13 protein-coding genes and 1 pseudogene are annotated in these 15,580 nt (G+C 70.6%); 7 read left to right on the top strand and 7 right to left on the bottom strand.

The features are described 5' to 3' along the window. Positions 1–52: 52 nt before the first annotated feature. Positions 53–1,123, top strand: a complete 1,071-nt coding sequence (locus D9V36_RS03540; RefSeq protein ID WP_129292457.1) for an alkene reductase — start codon at positions 53–55, stop codon at positions 1,121–1,123. A 372-nt stretch (positions 1,124–1,495) separates the two neighbouring features. Here D9V36_RS03540 and D9V36_RS03535 read toward each other — a convergent pair whose 3' ends face one another. Continuing rightward, positions 1,496–2,392: a LysR family transcriptional regulator gene (locus tag D9V36_RS03535; RefSeq protein WP_129292456.1), complete on the bottom strand. Its 897-nt coding sequence runs from the start codon at positions 2,390–2,392 to the stop codon at positions 1,496–1,498. Between the two features lie 160 nt (positions 2,393–2,552). Between D9V36_RS03535 and D9V36_RS03530 the strand changes: the two genes are divergently transcribed. Next, the gene (locus tag D9V36_RS03530) at positions 2,553–3,347 is read left to right on the top strand and encodes an alpha/beta fold hydrolase (protein ID WP_129292455.1); all 795 of its coding nucleotides are present in this window, start codon (positions 2,553–2,555) and stop codon (positions 3,345–3,347) included. A 183-nt stretch (positions 3,348–3,530) separates the two neighbouring features. Here D9V36_RS03530 and D9V36_RS03525 read toward each other — a convergent pair whose 3' ends face one another. Next, entirely contained in the window at positions 3,531–4,133 is a 603-nt protein-coding gene (locus tag D9V36_RS03525; RefSeq protein WP_129292454.1) for a TetR/AcrR family transcriptional regulator, read from the bottom strand. A 114-nt stretch (positions 4,134–4,247) separates the two neighbouring features. Here D9V36_RS03525 and D9V36_RS03520 point away from each other — a divergent pair, with 114 nt between their 5' ends. Beyond that, positions 4,248–5,261: an NADP-dependent oxidoreductase gene (locus D9V36_RS03520; RefSeq protein ID WP_206739590.1), complete on the top strand. Its 1,014-nt coding sequence runs from the start codon at positions 4,248–4,250 to the stop codon at positions 5,259–5,261. A 180-nt stretch (positions 5,262–5,441) separates the two neighbouring features. Here D9V36_RS03520 and helR read toward each other — a convergent pair whose 3' ends face one another. From helR to D9V36_RS03495, 5 genes and pseudogenes are all read right to left on the bottom strand, one after another. After that, positions 5,442–7,661 (bottom strand): RNA polymerase recycling motor ATPase HelR, encoded by a 2,220-nt coding sequence (gene helR / locus D9V36_RS03515; protein ID WP_129292453.1) that lies wholly within the window; start codon positions 7,659–7,661, stop codon positions 5,442–5,444. Between the two features lie 188 nt (positions 7,662–7,849). After that, positions 7,850–8,368 (bottom strand): annotated as a pseudogene (locus D9V36_RS03510) (glycosyltransferase); the annotation flags it as partial. 360 nt (positions 8,369–8,728) lie between these two features. Then, on the bottom strand, positions 8,729–9,223 hold the full coding sequence (locus D9V36_RS03505) for a GerMN domain-containing protein (protein WP_129292452.1): 495 nt from the start codon (positions 9,221–9,223) through the stop codon (positions 8,729–8,731). After that, positions 9,220–10,653 carry an ATP-binding protein gene (locus D9V36_RS03500; RefSeq protein ID WP_431357638.1) on the bottom strand — a complete coding sequence of 478 codons (1,434 nt, stop codon included), beginning with the start codon at positions 10,651–10,653 and terminating at the stop codon, positions 9,220–9,222. The genes D9V36_RS03505 and D9V36_RS03500 overlap by 4 nt, the downstream gene beginning before the upstream one ends. A gap of 104 nt (positions 10,654–10,757) precedes the next feature. Further along, a complete protein-coding gene (locus D9V36_RS03495; RefSeq protein WP_129292450.1) occupies positions 10,758–11,444 on the bottom strand; it encodes a response regulator transcription factor in 687 nt (228 codons plus the stop codon). A 132-nt stretch (positions 11,445–11,576) separates the two neighbouring features. On the opposite strand from D9V36_RS03495, the gene D9V36_RS03490 reads away from it, so the two are divergent. The 4 genes from D9V36_RS03490 to D9V36_RS03475 all read left to right on the top strand — a co-directional run bounded on the left by D9V36_RS03490 (position 11,577) and on the right by D9V36_RS03475 (position 15,260). Then, positions 11,577–12,206, top strand: coding sequence for a hypothetical protein (locus D9V36_RS03490; protein WP_129292449.1), 630 nt, complete (start codon positions 11,577–11,579; stop codon positions 12,204–12,206). A gap of 77 nt (positions 12,207–12,283) precedes the next feature. Next, a complete protein-coding gene (locus D9V36_RS03485) occupies positions 12,284–13,315 on the top strand; it encodes a peptidoglycan-binding protein (protein WP_129298153.1) in 1,032 nt (343 codons plus the stop codon). Then, entirely contained in the window at positions 13,312–14,067 is a 756-nt protein-coding gene (locus D9V36_RS03480) for an ABC transporter ATP-binding protein (protein WP_129292448.1), read from the top strand. Before D9V36_RS03485 ends, D9V36_RS03480 begins: the two co-directional genes overlap by 4 nt. Next, the gene (locus tag D9V36_RS03475; RefSeq protein ID WP_129292447.1) at positions 14,064–15,260 is read left to right on the top strand and encodes an ABC transporter permease; all 1,197 of its coding nucleotides are present in this window, start codon (positions 14,064–14,066) and stop codon (positions 15,258–15,260) included. Before D9V36_RS03480 ends, D9V36_RS03475 begins: the two co-directional genes overlap by 4 nt. Positions 15,261–15,580 lie beyond the last annotated feature (320 nt).

Genomic DNA, 15,580 nt, shown 5'->3' with positions numbered 1-15,580 from the left:
GCTCCACGTGCGCGGCGGAGCGCCAACCCCCTCAGAGAAAGAGAAACAACCCATGACCACTGCTTTCGATCCGATCGTTCTGGGCGGCAAGCACCTGGCGAACCGCGTCGTGATGGCGCCGATGGCCCGCAGTCGCGCCTACGGGCCGGGTGCCGAGCCGACTGAGCTGATGGTGACGTACTACGCGCAGCGCGCCAGTGCCGGGCTGATCGTCAGTGAGAGCATCCAGCCCTCGCCGGTCGGCCAGGGCTACCCCGACACCCCCGGCCTGCACACCCCCGGCCAGGTGCGGGCGTGGCGGACGGTGACCGACGCCGTGCACCGCGAGGGCGGCGTGATCTTCGCCCAGCTGATGCACGCCGGCCGGGTCAGCCACCCGAACCTGCTGCCCGACGGGCTGGAGCCGGTGGGTCCGTCGGCGGTGGCCGCCAACGGGCAGATCTACACCCACGACGGGCGCAAGGACCTCGCGGCGCCGAAGGAGCTGACCGAGGCGGAGATCCGGCAGACGATCGCCGATTTCGCCGAATCGGCCCGCAACGCCATCGAGGCCGGGTTTGACGGCGTCGAGCTGCACGGCGCCAACGGCTACCTCATCCACCAGTTCCTCGCCCCCAACTCCAACCGGCGCACCGACGCCTGGGGCGGCGACACCGAGGGCCGGATGCGCTTCGCCGTCGAGGTCGTCACGGCCGTGACCGAGGCAGTCGGCAGCGATCGCGTGGGCCTGCGGATCTCCCCCGGAAACCCGTTCAACGACATGTCCGAGGACAACCTGGGTGAGGTCTACGGGGCGCTGCTGGAGCGGCTCGCCGGCCTGGACCTGGCCTACCTGCACCTGATGGAGGGGCCGGATCGCGACCTGACCGCACAGCTGCGCAAGGCGTGGCCCGGCACGTTCGTCCTCAACCCCTTCACCCACCCCGACCCCACCGGACCCGACGCGCTGAGGCTGATCGAGGACGGCAGCGCGGACATGCTCGCCTACGGCGCCCTGTTCCTGGCCAACCCCGACCTGCCCCGTCGCCTCGCCTCCGGCGGCCCGTTCAACACCCCTGACCCGGCCACCTTCTACGGCGGCGACCACCGCGGCTACACCGACTACCCCACCCTCACCGTCTGAGCGACGCCCCCGCCGCCACAGCCCGTCCAGGCCGTGGGGCCGGCCCACCAGCGGCACGGCCCCACGAACGGCGTCCCAGCGCCGCTCCTGAAACGGGACCAGACCGTTGCCCGGCACGGCAACCCTGCATCTGTCGACCAGTCAGGAACAGCGTCGGGCCCAGCCGCCGGCCGGACCGCCGAGGCCCGAGCTGGTCTCCTTTCGTCCAGGGCGGGAGTGGAGCGCGCGGGTGGGCCTCGGCCCCGTAACAGGGCGCCATTAGGCCAGGGCCGCCCGGTCCGGGAGATCCACGTCCGGTCAGGGCGGGGGGCTGTCGTACGGTGCACGACCAATCCGACGCAGTCCCGCAGGGCGCAAGTGGCGAGCGAGGCGCTACGCTCGGGCGCTTTCGACCGCCTCGTAGCAGGCTTCGATCAGGGTACGCAGTGCGGCACGGGGCGGACCGTTCTGCACCGCAAGGTATGTCCGCATGACGAGTGCCGGCCCGCTCAGGGGGCGGAACGCCACGCCGGGAACAGAGAGCTGGTCGGCGTGCGGGGCGTAGAAGACCGTCCAGGACGGTTTGCCGTGGCCGATGGCGGCGAGGGTGTCCTGGTCGTTGGTGAACTCGGGGCCCAGGACGGGCGCGTAGCCGGCTGCCCGGCAGGAACGCATCACCAGGTCGTGGAGCGCGGGGTTGCGGGAGCGCGGGGAGAGCCGCAGCGGCAGTTCCGCGAGCTGGGCCAGCTCGACGGTCTCCGGCGAGGCCAGCGCGTGGCCGGCGGGTAGCGCCGCCATCAGTGCGTCCTGCCACAGGGGCAGGAACTCCAGCCCGGGTTCGCTTCGTTCGCCGCGCAGCAGTGCGGCGTCCAGGTCACCGGCCTGCACCTGCGCCAGGCGTTGCCCGGTGCTGCCGGTGACGAGTTCCAACTGGGGGTGCCCGGCGTGCTGGGCGAACGCGGTGAGTACGGCGTCCAGCCGGACACCCAGCCCGGAGCTGGTGCCGAGGCGCACCGTCGCGGCGTGTTCGGCACTCAGTTCTTCGATGGCCTCCCGGGCGTGTGCCTGGAGGGCGAGCATCTCCCTGGCGTACGGGAGGAGCCGGTTGCCGGCCTCGGTGATCCGGACGGCCCGGGTGGAGCGGGCGAACAGTTCGGTACCCAGTTCGCGTTCGAGTCGGCGGAGCTGCTGGCTGACCGCGGACTGCACGATGTGCAACCGGTCGGCGGCGCGGCCGAAGTGCAGTTCCTCCGCCACGGTGAGGAAGTAGCGCAGCTGACGCAGCTCCATGGCCCCCTGGGTCCCCCTGACCACCGTCACCAGTATTGATCACCGTTCGCGATGAGTGTAGGCGCGAATCGCTCGTTGGTTGGCGGAGGCGGTCGCGGTTGGCTGGGGCCATCACGAATCGCGCGGCCCGCAAGGGCCCACGAAGCAGCAGAGGAGAACCATGCCCAACCTGGACGTCAACGACACCACGCTCCACTACGAGGACGAGGGGACCGGCCCGGCGCTGTTGTTCCTGCACGGATGGGGTACCAGCGGGCGGACCTGGGGCGCCCAGCTGCCCGATTTCACCCGGGACCACCGTGTCATCACCGTCGACTGGCGGGGCTGCGGGCGGTCGGCCCGCCCCATCCGGGGCAACACCACCGCCGGGGTGGTCAGCGACCTGGTGGCACTGATCGGCGCGCTGCGGCTGGACCGGCCCGTGGTCATCGGCTCGTCGATCGGCGGGACCTTCGCCACTGAACTGGGTTTGCTGCGGCCTGAGTTGATCGCCGGTGTGGTTCCCGTCGGCGCGCCGGGATACTGGCCGTCGACGAGGACTCACGCTCAGGCGGAGCTCGTGGCCGCTCTGCGCCGCGACCGGGCCGGTACGGTCTCCGGCTGGGTGCCGGGGTGGTACGCACCGGGCACCGCGCCCGCGCTCATCGACTGGACGGTCCGCGAGATCCTGGATTCCGGCGTCTACATCGACGAGCACCAGGTCGCCGCCGACGGCTACGACCCGCGCCCGATGCTGCCCGGGCTGCAGGTGCCGATCCACTACCTCCACGGTGAGCTGGACACCGCGATTCCCGTGGAGGTGGCACGGACCTGTGCCGCCCTCACGCCCGGCGCCGCGGTCAGCGTGATCGCCGGCGTCGGCCATATGCCGCACCAGGAGCTCCCCGACCGGTTCAACGCCGCGCTGCGCGCCGGGCTCGCCCGGATGGACCCGGGCGCCCGCGCCACCGCGTAACCCCGAGCCATCCGGGCGCGCTCCGGTCGAGTCCGCCCCCGGCCCCTGTGTTGCTCCATGAAAGAAGACAGGACCATTTCTCGCACGTATGGAAGGACGATGGGTCATGGCAAGCACTGCGCGGGACAGGGAGGCCGCCTCGCGGATCGGCGGACGTGCGGCCGTGGCGCCCCGGGGGCCGGTCTACCGATGATCGGCATCTTCACCGTTCGTCGTGCACACCCTGGCCTGGCTGCCGCCTGCGCTCGTCAGAAGGGCGTTTGCCACGATGTCGAAGAGGTGATGGGCACGGGGCGCAAGCGCGGGTTGATCGCCGGTCCAGGCGAGCATGGCGATCAGAGCGAACAAGTCGTCGCCATCGATATCGCTCCGCGCGACACCCGCGGCCTGAGCCCGGGTGAGGAGCCGGGCACCAGCTGCGCGCAGCGTGGCGCACGAAGCGTGTAGCGCGGATTCGGGGTCCTCGATGGCGGCAGCCATCAGCACGGTCACCCCCCGGTACTCGGTTGTCCACGCAACGCAGTCGCGGACCCATGAGACGAGAGCGCCTTCGGCTGCATCCGATGCCTCGAGCTCAGTCGCTTTGGCTGTCAGCTCGTCGAAGCTCGTACGGAGCAGAGCCTCCAGTAGTGCCTCGCGCGTCGGGAAGTGCCGCAGTAGCGTCGCGAGCCCGACATCGGCCCTGCGTGCAATGTCGCGCATCGACACGTCAATGCCTTGCTCGGTGATGGTGGTCCCCGCTACGGCGAGCAGGTGGTCGCGGTTCCTCTTGGCGTCGGCCCGCATCGGTCCCTCACTTGACTAAACGGTCCAGTGATCCATATATTCGGATCACTGGACCACTTATGTGGATCGCTGATCCGAATAAGCGTATCCCGCGCTGCGGGTAAGGGGAAAACGATGCCGACCCACACGATGAAGGCGATCCGGCTGCACGCATTCGGCGGCCCCGAGGTGCTGCGTTACGAGGAGGTGGCGGTTCCCGAGCCGGCGCCGGGTGAGGTGCTCGTCCGCGTGCATGCGGTCGGTCTCAACCCGCCTGACTGGTACGTGCGCGAGGGTATGCCCGGAATTCCTGCCGAGTTCAGGCCCCCGTTCGACCTGCCCCTGATTCCGGGGACCGACATCTCGGGTGTCGTGGAAGCCGTCGCCGCCGATGTCCATGGCTTCACGGCCGGGGATGAGGTGATGGGCCTGCTGCGCTTCCCCGTTCTGATGCAGAGCGGTGCTTACGCCGAGTACGTCACCGCACCCGCAGCCGACCTCGCCCTCAAGCCGGCCACTGTCGACCACGCGCACGCCGCCGGACTGCCCATGTCGGGGCTGACGGCATGGCAATACCTGATCGAGGTCGGACATGACCATCCCTCCCCTTTCCAGGAGGCCAGGCACCGCCCCACGGCGCTGAACAGCGACACCACCGTGCTCATCAACGGCGCCGGCGGCGGCGTGGGTCACCTTGCCCTGCAACTGGCCAAGTGGAAGGGGGCCCGCGTCATCGCCGTGGCCTCCGGCGCCCACGAGACATTCCTGCGCGAGCTCGGCGCCGACGAGTTCATCGACTACACCAAGGAGCGCCCCGAGGACATCGTCCGCGACATCGACCTCGTCCTGGACGCCGTCGGAGGCCCCGCCAGCCGGCGCTTCCTGCCCACCCTCAAGCGCGGCGGTGCCCTTTACCCGGTGTACTTCGGGGAGTTCGATGACGAGGAGAACGCAAAACTGGGTGTGACCGTCACCGGCACACAGGTCCGCGCGAACGGCGCTCAGCTCGCCGAACTGGGGCGCCTGCTCGACGCGGGCACGGTCCGCGTCGCGATGGACAGCACGTTCGCGCTCGCGGACGCCCACGCAGCGCACGGGCGCGCCGCCCAAGGGCACATCCAGGGCAAGATCGTGCTCACGGTCGCTTAGACCGTGTCCTACGTAAGGGCCGTGCGTGGTCGAGGCGGTCGACTGGCTCCGTGCCGTCGCGCGGCCATCGCCCGCATACCCTCCCGAGGTGACACTGACCGCGGAGGCGGCCAGGGCCTTGATGGCAGGCCGCGATGGCGGGCCCGGAGCGGGCCCGGAGCGGCATGTGTCCGGCCGGCATCAGGAGTTCGTGAGGATGACAAGTTGCTGGGTCGCCCGGGTCATGGCGACATAGCGGTTGACCGCTCCTTCGATGCCCTTGCCGAACTCATCCGGGTCGATAACGACGACCAGGTCGAATTCGAGCCCCTTCGACAGCTCCGGGGTCAGCGACCGAACGCGGGACATCGGCTGGAACGTGGGATCGCCGATGACGCAGGCGATCCCGTCGGCATGTGCGGTGAGCCAGGTGTCGAGGATCGCGCTCAGATCCGCAGCAGATCCGTGTATGACGGGGACGTCGCTGCTGCGGATGGAGGTCGGCACGTTGGCGTCCGGGAGCACGGCCCGGATGACCGGCTCGGCCTCCGCCATGACTTCTTCCGGTGTCCGGTAGTTGATGCTCAGGGAGGCCAGGTTGATCCGGTCGAGCCCGATTCGCTCCAGCCGTTCCCGCCATGACTCGGTGAACCCGTGCCGGGCCTGGGCGCGGTCCCCGACGATGGTGAAGCTCCGGGACGGGCACCGGAGCAGCAGCATCTGCCACTCCGCGTCGGTCAGCTCCTGAGCCTCGTCCACGACGATATGCGCGAACGGGCCGGCGAGCAGGTCCGGTTCGACGCCGTCCGACAGGTGTGCCGCCGCGGAGCGGCTCGTCGAGGGGCGGCTCGTCGACGGGCGGTGGTCGGGAGACGGGAGGGAGGTCTCGTCGACCAGACTGTCCCGCAGGTCCTGTCCGCGCAGCATCGTCACCGCCCCTTCACCGTCGTCATCGGCCGCGAGCACGTTGTCGATGACGTCGGCCATGCGCGCGCGTTCGGCAGCGACAGCGGCCTTGTGCCGACGTTGTCGTCGTGCCGCCTCCGGGTCGCCGAGCCGCTGCCGCGCCGCGTCCAGGAGCGGCAGGTCGGACACCGTCCAGGCCTGGGGGGCTTCCTTGCGCTGAAGCTTGCGCACCTCGTCGCGGCTGAGCCAGGGAGCGCACATCCGCAGGTAGGCCGGTACCGACCACAGGTCTCCGACGAGGTCGGCCGCTTCGAGCAGTGGCCAGGCGCGGTTGAGGGTGGTGACCAGCTCTTCGTCGTGCAGCAGTGACCTCCGGAAGAGGTCGGGCGAGACACCACCGTCGTGCTTGTCCACCAGGATCGTGAGCAGCTCCTCCCAGATCTGCTCACGCGCCTCGTTGTGCGGAGTACCTGGCTCCGGTGCCTCGAATGCCTCGGCCCAGTCGTCGGCGCTCAGCCAGATGTCGGACCAGTCGGTCGTGACCGTCATTCCCTCGGCGGGCGGCTCCTCGTAGAACCTGACGGCCTTTTCGATCGCCTTCACCATGTCCGCGGACGACTTCAGGCGGGCCACGTCCGGGTCGGTCTCGACCGCTGCTGCGGCCCCCTCGGCGACGAGGTCTCGCACAGTGCAGGTCTGCACGCCCTCCTCTCCGAGACTCGGCAGGACATCGGCGACGTAGGCCAGGTAGGGCCGGTGCGGACCGACGAACAGCACTCCGCCCCGACGGTGCCCGAGGCGAGGGTCGGAGTAGAGAAGGTAGGCGGAACGGTGCAGAGCGACGACGGTCTTCCCTGTACCCGGACCGCCATCGACGACGAGAGCGCCGCGGGATCCCGCGCGGATGATGGCGTCCTGGTCGGCCTGGATGGTGCCGAGCACGTCTCGCATCCGTGCCGACCTGTTGCAGCCCAGGCTCGCTATGAAGGCGGACTGGTCGTCGAGCGCGGCGTGCCCGGCAAACCCGTCCGAGGCGAACACCTCGTCCCAGTAGTCGCTGATCCGGCCGCGGGTCCAGCGATACCTGCGACGGCTTACCAGACCCATCGGGTGGGCGTGGGTGGCGCCGAAGAACGGCTCGGCCGCGGGGGAGCGCCAGTCGAGCAGCAGCCGACGACCCGTGCTGTCCGTAAGGCCAAGTCGTCCGACGTACACCGGGTCGGGGTTGTCCGCGCTGACCATGTGTCCGAGGCACAGGTCCAAGCCGAAGCGGCGCAGTGCGCGCAGGCGAGCGGTCAGCCGGTGGATCTCCGCGTCCCGGTCCATCGCCTGCCGGCCCACGCCGCCGGGCGCCCTGCGCTCGGCATCGAGGCGGTCGGACAGTTCGGCGATCATCTGCTCATGGCTCTCCGCGATGGCCGCGAAGTGCCGCTCGTCGCCGGCGATCAGCGCCGGGTCGGCCTTGGGGGAATGGCGGTCGGGAAGGTCGAACACGCTGGATGTCAGCGGGTGCACGGTATCGGCTCCGATCTCAGGTCGCTCGCGGCCACATGCGCGCGGCAAGGCGTCCCGGCCGGCGTGACGAACCTGGTGGCCACGACGAGCAACGCTCGCCTGATGTGGACACCGTGGCCGTTGTCGGTTCGGTCCGCCAGGGATTGCAGGTTCTCGTGTTCCGGGTCCTGGCTCGACGACCCCGTGGTTCACGCGGACATGGACGGCCTTCCTCGGCTGATCGCGTCGAGCAGCAGCTTCGCAGCCACCGTTGCCCCGTCGGTGCGGATCGTGGCGGCCACGGCGGTCGCTCGTGAGCGGGTCTCGGGGGTCAGGGCCGTCTCAAGCGCGGCGGACAGCGCCCCGGTGGTCGGAGTCGGGCCGTCAAGGGCCGTGCCGATGCCCAGGTCGGCCACCCGGCCGGCCCAGTACGGCTGGTCGACCGCCTGGGGTACCACCACCTGGGGCGCACCGGCTCGTGCGGCCGTCGTCGTGGTGCCCGCGCCGCCGTGGTGCACGACGGCGGCCGCCCGGCGGAACAGCGCCTGAAGGTTGACCTCGCCGACGACGAAGCAGTCGTCCAGGTCGTCGACCAGGGCAAGGCCGGCCCAGCCGCGCCCGACGAGTGCGCGGCGGCCCTGCGTGCGGATCGCCTCGATGGCCACCCCCGCGGCGTCCTTCGAGGCGCGCATGGGCATGCTGCCGAACCCCACGTAGACCGGCGGTGCGCACCTCCGCACCTCCGCGCCGAGTGCCCGCAACCGCACCGCGAGCCCCACCATCGGCTCGATGTCCCCGCGTGACCCGTACGTCGACAACAGCACACGCATTCCGCGACTCTCATTTCCTCAACTTCTGGCCTCGGCGGGCGATTCTGCGGCACGACCTGGGTCTTGCCGCAAGCCCCCTGGTGCGCTATAAGTTGAGAGTGGCGAGGAGTGGGTACCCTCCTTGCCTTTGCCTTTTGTCGTCCAGCGGCTCACCGAGCTGCGACGGGCGCGCAACCATCAACACCCTCCACCGTGACGGCCCGGTCCAGGTCGCTTCCGGCTCCCCCGGTGCGCCGGGAAGTTCTCGTCCTCGACGGCTCAGCGCTGCAGGAACTGCTGGCACTGATACGGACCGGCGCGCCCTTCGTCGCCGACGAGGGTCACCTGGACTTTGTCCGGGCGGGTGCCGTGGATCAGGACCTCGGCTCGGGCGAGGGTGCAGACCAATTGGCCGGTTCTCTGGTCCTGGGGCGACGCGACGAAGGAACCTGTGGCACGGAGAGTGACGTGGCCGCGAGTGCTGGTGGCGTGGAACCCCGCGTTCTCGGGGACCAGATTGGCCAGCCCGTTCGCCCGCTCCCCGGCAGTGGGGCCGTCGGCCAACAGTTTGAAGACGTCGTCGAGTTGATCCACGGTGACACCGGGCCGGGACACTCCGCGCGGGCCGTTGTCGGAGGCGAAGTAGACCCGCATGCCGTTCGAGATCCCGGAGGGAGCCGTGCCGCCGTCGGTGACGCCGGTGGGGCGGATGCCGCAGCCCGTGCCGGCCAGGGCGAGCAGAGCGCAGAGGAAAGCGGTGCGGGGGCGCGTCATGAGGCGGAGTCCGTACGGAGGGGGAGGCGGAGAGTGAAGACCGCGCCGGTGCCGGGCGTCTGGGGCGCGATCTCTATGGTGCCGCCGTGCAGGCGCGCGTTCTCCAGGGCGATGGCCATCCCCAGGCCGCTCCCCTCGGAGCGGGCGCGGGCGCTGTCGGCCTTGTAGAAGCGGTCGAACACATGGCGGGCGGCCTCGGGGGACAGGCCGGGGCCGTGGTCGGCGACCGAGACGGTCAGCCGGTCGCCGACCACGGTCCGCACGGTGACGGTCACCGGCGGTGCACCGTGCCGCAGGGCGTTGGCGACGAGGTTGGCGACGATGACGTCCAGGCGGCGGCGGTCGAGCCGGGCCCGTATGCCCGGGGGCAGATCGGTCTCGACCCGGTGGGTCCAGCAGCGGGCGGCGAGCGTGGCGCGTACCGCCTCGGCCAGGTCCAGTTCGTGCACGGTGAGTGCCACGGCCCGGGCGTCGAAGCGGGATATCTCGATGAGGTCGTCGACGAGCCGGGCCAGCTTGGCGGTCTCGGCACTGACCGTACGGGCCGCGTGCGCGGTGTCCGGGGTGAGTTGGCCGGCGTCCTCGTCCAGCACGCTGCAGACCATGGTCATCGCGGCGAGCGGGGTGCGCAGCTCGTGGGAGACGTCGGCGACGAAGCGGCGGGCCAGGGCCTCCTGTTCGCGCAGCTCGCCGACGGTGTGCTCCAGGGTGCCGGCCGTCTCGTTGAAGGTGTGGGCCAGCTCGGCCAGTTCGTCCCGTCCCTTCTCCTCGACCCGGATGCTCAGCTCGCCGGTGGCCAGCCGGCGCGTGGCCCGCGCCAGACGGTGGACCGGTCGCAGCACCGTACGGGCCGCGAGCAGCGCCAGGAGAACGGCCAGCAGCACCACCGGCACCAGGCCGCCCTGGACGCTGCGCACCAGCTCGGCCGTGTCGCGTTCCTCTTCCGCCAGGGAGACGACCGCGAATATCTCGACACCGGACGGCTGCGCGGCGGCGCCCGGACCTGACGGTGAGCCGAGGCCGACCGGGGCGCCCAGGACCAGCCAGGGCTTCCCGGCGTACTGCACCCGCTGCAGGGAGACCCGGGGGTGGGCGCGCACGGCCACACGGAGTTCGGGAGTGATCCGGGTCCGGTCGGCGGACCGGTCGGAGCCGACGGTGAAGTCGCGGTACTGCACGACGACGAGCGAGCCGCGCATGCCGGACGAGACCTTGCTCGCGAAGCGGGCCATGGACCGGGGGTCGGTGGGGACGTCGATCTCCGGCACCAGCTGCTCGACCCGGCTGCGGAAGTCGTCCACGGCGGCGTTCTGGGCCCGCTTGAGGACCGCCTCGCGCGATTCCCGGTACGCCAGTGCCGTGGCGGTGACCGCGCTGATCAAGGCGACCACGACGACGGTGATCAGGAGACGCCCGCGCAGCCCGTCCACGCGCGGCAGCCGGCGTCGGGCCCGTCCGCCGTCCCCTTCCGCCGTCGGTACGGACCGCGCGCCCCTTCCCGGGGCGGTCCTTTCGGCCGGCTTCTTCGCGGCCCTCACAGCGGCCCGAAGCGATAGCCGAAGCCGCGCACCGTCTGGATGTAGCGAGGCTTGGCGGGGACGTCCTCCAGCTTGGCGCGCAGCCGCCCGACGGCCGCGTCCACCAGCCGCGAGTCCCCCAGGAAGTCGTGTTCCCATACGAGATCGAGGAGCTGTTCGCGGCTGAAGACCCGGCCCGGTGAGGCGGACAGCTGCAGCAGCAGTCGCAGTTCGGTGGGCGGGAGGGGGATGGGGGTGCCGTGTTTGGTGACGGTCAGGCCGGCCCGGTCGATGACGAGCCCGGCGAAGTCGTCGCACTCCATCCGCGTGAGCGGGCCGGCCCGGCGCAGGGCGGCCCGGATCCGGGCCTCCAGCACCCGGCCGGTGATCGGCTTGACCACGTAGTCGTCGGCGCCGGCCTCCAGGCCGCTGACCACGTCCAGGTCGTCGCCGCGTGAGGTGAGCATGATGATCGGCAGTTGGCCGCGACCGCGGATGCGGCGGCAGACCTCGAAGCCGTCGATGCCGGGCAGCATCAGGTCGACCACCGCGATCTCGATGCCGCCGCCGCGGGGCCGGGACAGCACCCGCAGGCCGGCCTCACCGGTGGCGACGGCATCGACCTCATGGCCGTGCCGGCGCAGCACCAGTTCCATTCCGTCCCGTACGGACATGTCGTCCTCGATCAGCAACACATGCGGCATGCCGCCGATTATGGGCGAGAGTTTGTGCAGCTCAGGACTTATCCACAGGGCGAAGAGCAATCCGGCGGCATTGTTACGTTCTCATCATGCGGCCATGGAGCGGCCACCAACTACGACGCGGAAATTGGCCGCATGACCCAGCAGACTTCCTCCCGCTCCCGGGCAGCGCGCCTCGCGCTGATGATCGCCGTGCCCGCCCTTTTCCTGACCTCCGCCTGCGGTGGCGCCGAGTCGTCGGACGACGGTGTGGCCTCGGTCGTCGACGCGCCCTCCGCCGGAAAGCCGAAGGACGGATCCGATGCCGCGGGCGGTGCGGCCCAGGGCAAGAGCGCTTTCTACGACGCACAGATGAAGTACGTCCAGTGCATGCGCAAGAACGTCGACAAGGACTTCCCCGCCCCCAAGCTGAGCGGCTACCTCGACTGGTCGAAGATCGACCAGCTCCAGCAGAAGCCGGGGAACGAGGAGATCAGCAAGGGCGGCAAGGGCGGCGTGTGCACCAAGGACATGCTCGACGCCTCGAAGCTGGAGCCGCGCCGTGACACCCAGAAGGAATACGAGTCGATGCTCGCGCACGCCAAGTGCATGCGCTCTCACGGCGTATCGAAGTTCACCAACCCGCAGCTGCAGGACGGCAATGTCATCCCCGGCGGGGACTCCCACCCCAGCTCGCCCGGGGTGTCCCAGGACTCTCCCACGTACAAGCAGGCCCGCCAGGCGTGCAAGGGCAAGCTGCTCGACGGTCTGGACGGCATGCAGTGAGCGCCACAGCAAGGCGCCGTCGGCCGCTCGTCGCACTGGCTGCGGCGGTCACCGCGACCGCCGCGACGGCCGGTGTCATGCTCCTCACCGAGACCGGCAAGGGCAGCTCGGCCGACGGCCGGCGCCAGAAGCCGCCGCCCTCGACCACCGAGATCACCCGGACCGACCTCGTCCAGAGCAAGACCGTGGACGGACGCCTGGACTACGCACAGCGCCGGGTGGTGAAGTCCGCTGTGGAGGGCACGGTCACCAAGGCCGCAGAGCCGGGGCGGACCGTCTCGCTCGGGCAGCGCCTCTACGAGTGCGACGCCCGGCCGGTGGTCCTTCTCTACGGTCCGACACCGATGTTCCGCGCGATGAAGGTCGGCGACCGCGGCCCGGACGTTCTCCAGTTGGAGCGCAACCTCCGTGACCTGGGCTTCGGCTCCCGGCTGTATGTGGATGTCCGCTTTGACGAGGCGACCGAGGCCGCCGTCAAGGAGTGGCAGAAGTCCCTCGGGATGGACGACGCCAACGGTCAGATCGGCAAGGGCGATGTCGTCTTCCAGCGCGGTCCCGTGCGCGTGGTGGCCGCCGACGCCGCCCTGGCCGATGCGATCGGCCCGGAGAAGCCGGTGCTGACGGTCGCCTCCACCAAGCCGGTCGTACGGGCCTCCCTCGACCAGGCCGACCGGGCGCTGGCCACCTTGGGCACCAAGGTGGAGGTCGCGCTGCCCGGCAAGGGCACCGCACGCGGCAAGGTCAGCGGGACGGTCACCCCCGAGGACTCCGGGTCCGCGGAAAGCGGGGCCGCCACCGGCTCCCGTGACGTGTCCCCCAATGGTGGCGTCGAGGTCGAGATCACACTCGACGGCGGCACCCAGCTCACGCCGAAGGACCAACAGGGCACGCTGAGCGTGAAGTTCGTCAGCGAGAGCCGTAAGGACGTGCTGACGGTGCCGGTCGAAGCGGTCGTCGCGCTGCGCGAGGGCGGCTACGGGCTGGAGGTGATCCGGGGGACGGGGACGCACCTGGTGCGGGTCGAGACCGGTCTGACGGCGGACGGCCGCATCGAGGTCAGCGGCGCCGGACTGGCCGAGGGCATGAAGGTCGGAGCGGCCGAGCAATGACCCAGGCCCCGACCGACCGGACCACGCCCCCGGACGTGATCGAACTCCGGGCCGCCACCAAGACGTACCCCGGTGGCGTCGACGCACTGCGGGGCGTCGACCTGCGGGTGTCGCAAGGAGAGCTGGCCGCCATCGTCGGCCCCTCCGGCTCCGGCAAATCCACCCTGCTCCATCTGCTCGGCACCCTCGACCGGGCCACCTCGGGCGAGGTCAGGGTGGCCGGATACGACGTGAGCCGGCTGTCCGACGCGCAGCTCTCCGCGCTGCGCGCCCGGCACATCGGTTTCGTCTTCCAGCACTTCCACCTCGCTCCCGGCCGCAGCGCCCAGGACAATGTCGCGGACGGCCTGCTCTACGGCGGTACGACGCTGCGCGAGCGCCGTGCCAGGGCCCTCACCGCCCTGGAAGAAGTGGGCCTCGGACACCGCGTCGACCACCTCGCCCACCAGCTCTCGGGCGGCGAGAAGCAGCGGGTGGCCATTGCCCGAGCGCTGGTCGGCAAGCCGGATCTGCTGCTCGCGGACGAGCCGACCGGCGCCCTGGACACCGCCTCCGGGGAGCTGGTCATGCAGCTCATCCGCGGACTGCACGCGGCCGGTACCACCGTCTGCGTGATCACCCACGACAACGAGATCGCGGAGTCGCTGCCCCGCCGGATCCGCTTTCGCGACGGCGAGATCGTCGCCGACTCCGGCGCGGCCCCCGGCCCGGCCGACTCCCCTGTGGAGCACACCGAGGAGGTGTCCCGATGACCGGCCCCGCACTCCGGGCGGCCCGGCTCTCGCCGGCCGATGTACTGCGGACCGGCGCCGAGGGCCTGCGCAGTCGCCGCGCCCGCGTCGTGCTGTCCGCCCTCGGCATCGCGATCGGCATCGCCACGATGGTCGCGGTCGTCGGACTGTCCACGTCCAGCCGCGCCGACCTGCTCGACCGGCTGGACCGGCTGGGTACCAATCTGCTCACCGTCGAGGCGGGCAAGAACGCCCTCGGCCAGGACGTGAAGCTCCCCAAGAGCGCGGTGGCGATGGTCGAGCGGATCGGCCCGGTCGAGCACGCCACCGCCACCGGTTCCGTCAACGCCCGGGTGCGCCGCAGCGATGCCGTACCGGAGGAGCTGGCATCGGGGGTCACGGTCCAGGCAGCCCGCCCCGACCTGCTCGACGCCCTCAATGCCCGTACCAGCCAAGGGAGCTGGCTGAACCGCGCCAGTGAACGGCTGCCCACCGTCGTGCTGGGGTCCATGGCCGCGGACCGCCTCGGCATCACCGAGCCCGGCGCCAAGATCCTGCTGAACGACCGGTGGTTCGTGGTGACCGGAATCCTCGCGCCCATCGAGCTGGTGCCGACCCTGGACCGCATCGCCCTGGTCGGATTCCCGTCCGCCGAACGCTACTTGGGCTTCGACGGCCATCCGACCACCGTCTTCGAGCGTTCCACGGACGCCTCGGTGGAGGCGGTCCAGGGAGTCCTGGCCCGTACGGTCAACCCCGGCGACGAGACCTCGGTGAAGGTCTCCCGCCCCTCCGACGCCCTTGCGGCCAAGGCCGCCACCGACAAGGGTCTGACGACGCTGATGCTGGGGCTGGGCACCGTGGCGCTGCTCGTCGGCGGCGTGGGCGTGGCCAACACCATGGTCATCTCGGTACTGGAGCGCCGGGCGGAGATCGGACTGCGGCGTGCTCTGGGCGCGACCCGAGGCGCGATCCGCATCCAATTCCTCACCGAATCCCTGCTGTTGTCGGCGCTCGGCGGCACTGCCGGCGCGGCGCTGGGCTCCGTCGCCACGTTCGCCTTCGCCCGCACACAAGGGTGGATCGCCGTGGTCCCGCCCTGGTCGCTGGCCGGCGGCCTGGGCGCCACGCTCGTGATCGGTGTCGTCGCCGGCCTGTATCCGGCCGTACGAGCCTCCCGGCTGCACCCCACCGCCGCCCTCAGTGCAAGCTGAGCGCTTTCTCTCCAGTCGGGGAGTTCGGGTATGGCTCGTCGAGTCCGCCCCACAGCGGTGGCGGGGCGGTCGACGCGCCCCACCTCGTAGCCCTCCTGCACGGTCAGCGGCTCCCTCTCTCGCTTCGTCCCCCTGCTCAGCTCCACGTTCCGGGCCCCATTGCGTGGCAGCTCGTCCTCTCGTGCGGCGTGCCTGCGTTGGACTGTGTATTGGTCTGTCCGGGTGATAGTCGAGTCAAGACGGTGGTGTTCCCTTGGCCATTTCGGGTTAATGGTGGTGACCGTTTTCCGGTGGGTTGCCCATCTCTCCGGGGAGAGATG

It is taken from the genome of Streptomyces lydicus (genome assembly GCF_004125265.1).
Taxonomy (GTDB): Bacteria; Actinomycetota; Actinomycetes; order Streptomycetales; family Streptomycetaceae; genus Streptomyces; species Streptomyces lydicus_C.
The sequence above is the reverse complement of the archived record's forward strand: the minus strand, read 5'-3'. Positions and strand labels throughout refer to the sequence as shown.

Excerpts from the sequence above, each read along its gene's own strand:
- D9V36_RS03495 (WP_129292450.1), bottom strand. The coding sequence starts at position 11,444 with ATGCCGCATGTGTTGCTGATCGAGGACGACATGTCCGTACGGGACGGA.
- D9V36_RS03540 (WP_129292457.1), top strand. The coding sequence starts at position 53 with ATGACCACTGCTTTCGATCCGATCGTTCTGGGCGGCAAGCACCTGGCG.
- D9V36_RS03530 (WP_129292455.1), top strand. The coding sequence starts at position 2,553 with ATGCCCAACCTGGACGTCAACGACACCACGCTCCACTACGAGGACGAG.
- D9V36_RS03480 (WP_129292448.1), top strand. The coding sequence starts at position 13,312 with ATGACCCAGGCCCCGACCGACCGGACCACGCCCCCGGACGTGATCGAA.
- D9V36_RS03535 (WP_129292456.1), bottom strand. The coding sequence starts at position 2,392 with ATGGAGCTGCGTCAGCTGCGCTACTTCCTCACCGTGGCGGAGGAACTG.
- D9V36_RS03520 (WP_206739590.1), top strand. The coding sequence starts at position 4,248 with ATGCCGACCCACACGATGAAGGCGATCCGGCTGCACGCATTCGGCGGC.
- D9V36_RS03490 (WP_129292449.1), top strand. The coding sequence starts at position 11,577 with ATGACCCAGCAGACTTCCTCCCGCTCCCGGGCAGCGCGCCTCGCGCTG.
- D9V36_RS03505 (WP_129292452.1), bottom strand. The coding sequence starts at position 9,223 with ATGACGCGCCCCCGCACCGCTTTCCTCTGCGCTCTGCTCGCCCTGGCC.
- D9V36_RS03525 (WP_129292454.1), bottom strand. The coding sequence starts at position 4,133 with ATGCGGGCCGACGCCAAGAGGAACCGCGACCACCTGCTCGCCGTAGCG.
- D9V36_RS03475 (WP_129292447.1), top strand. The coding sequence starts at position 14,064 with ATGACCGGCCCCGCACTCCGGGCGGCCCGGCTCTCGCCGGCCGATGTA.
- D9V36_RS03485 (WP_129298153.1), top strand. The coding sequence starts at position 12,284 with ATGCTCCTCACCGAGACCGGCAAGGGCAGCTCGGCCGACGGCCGGCGC.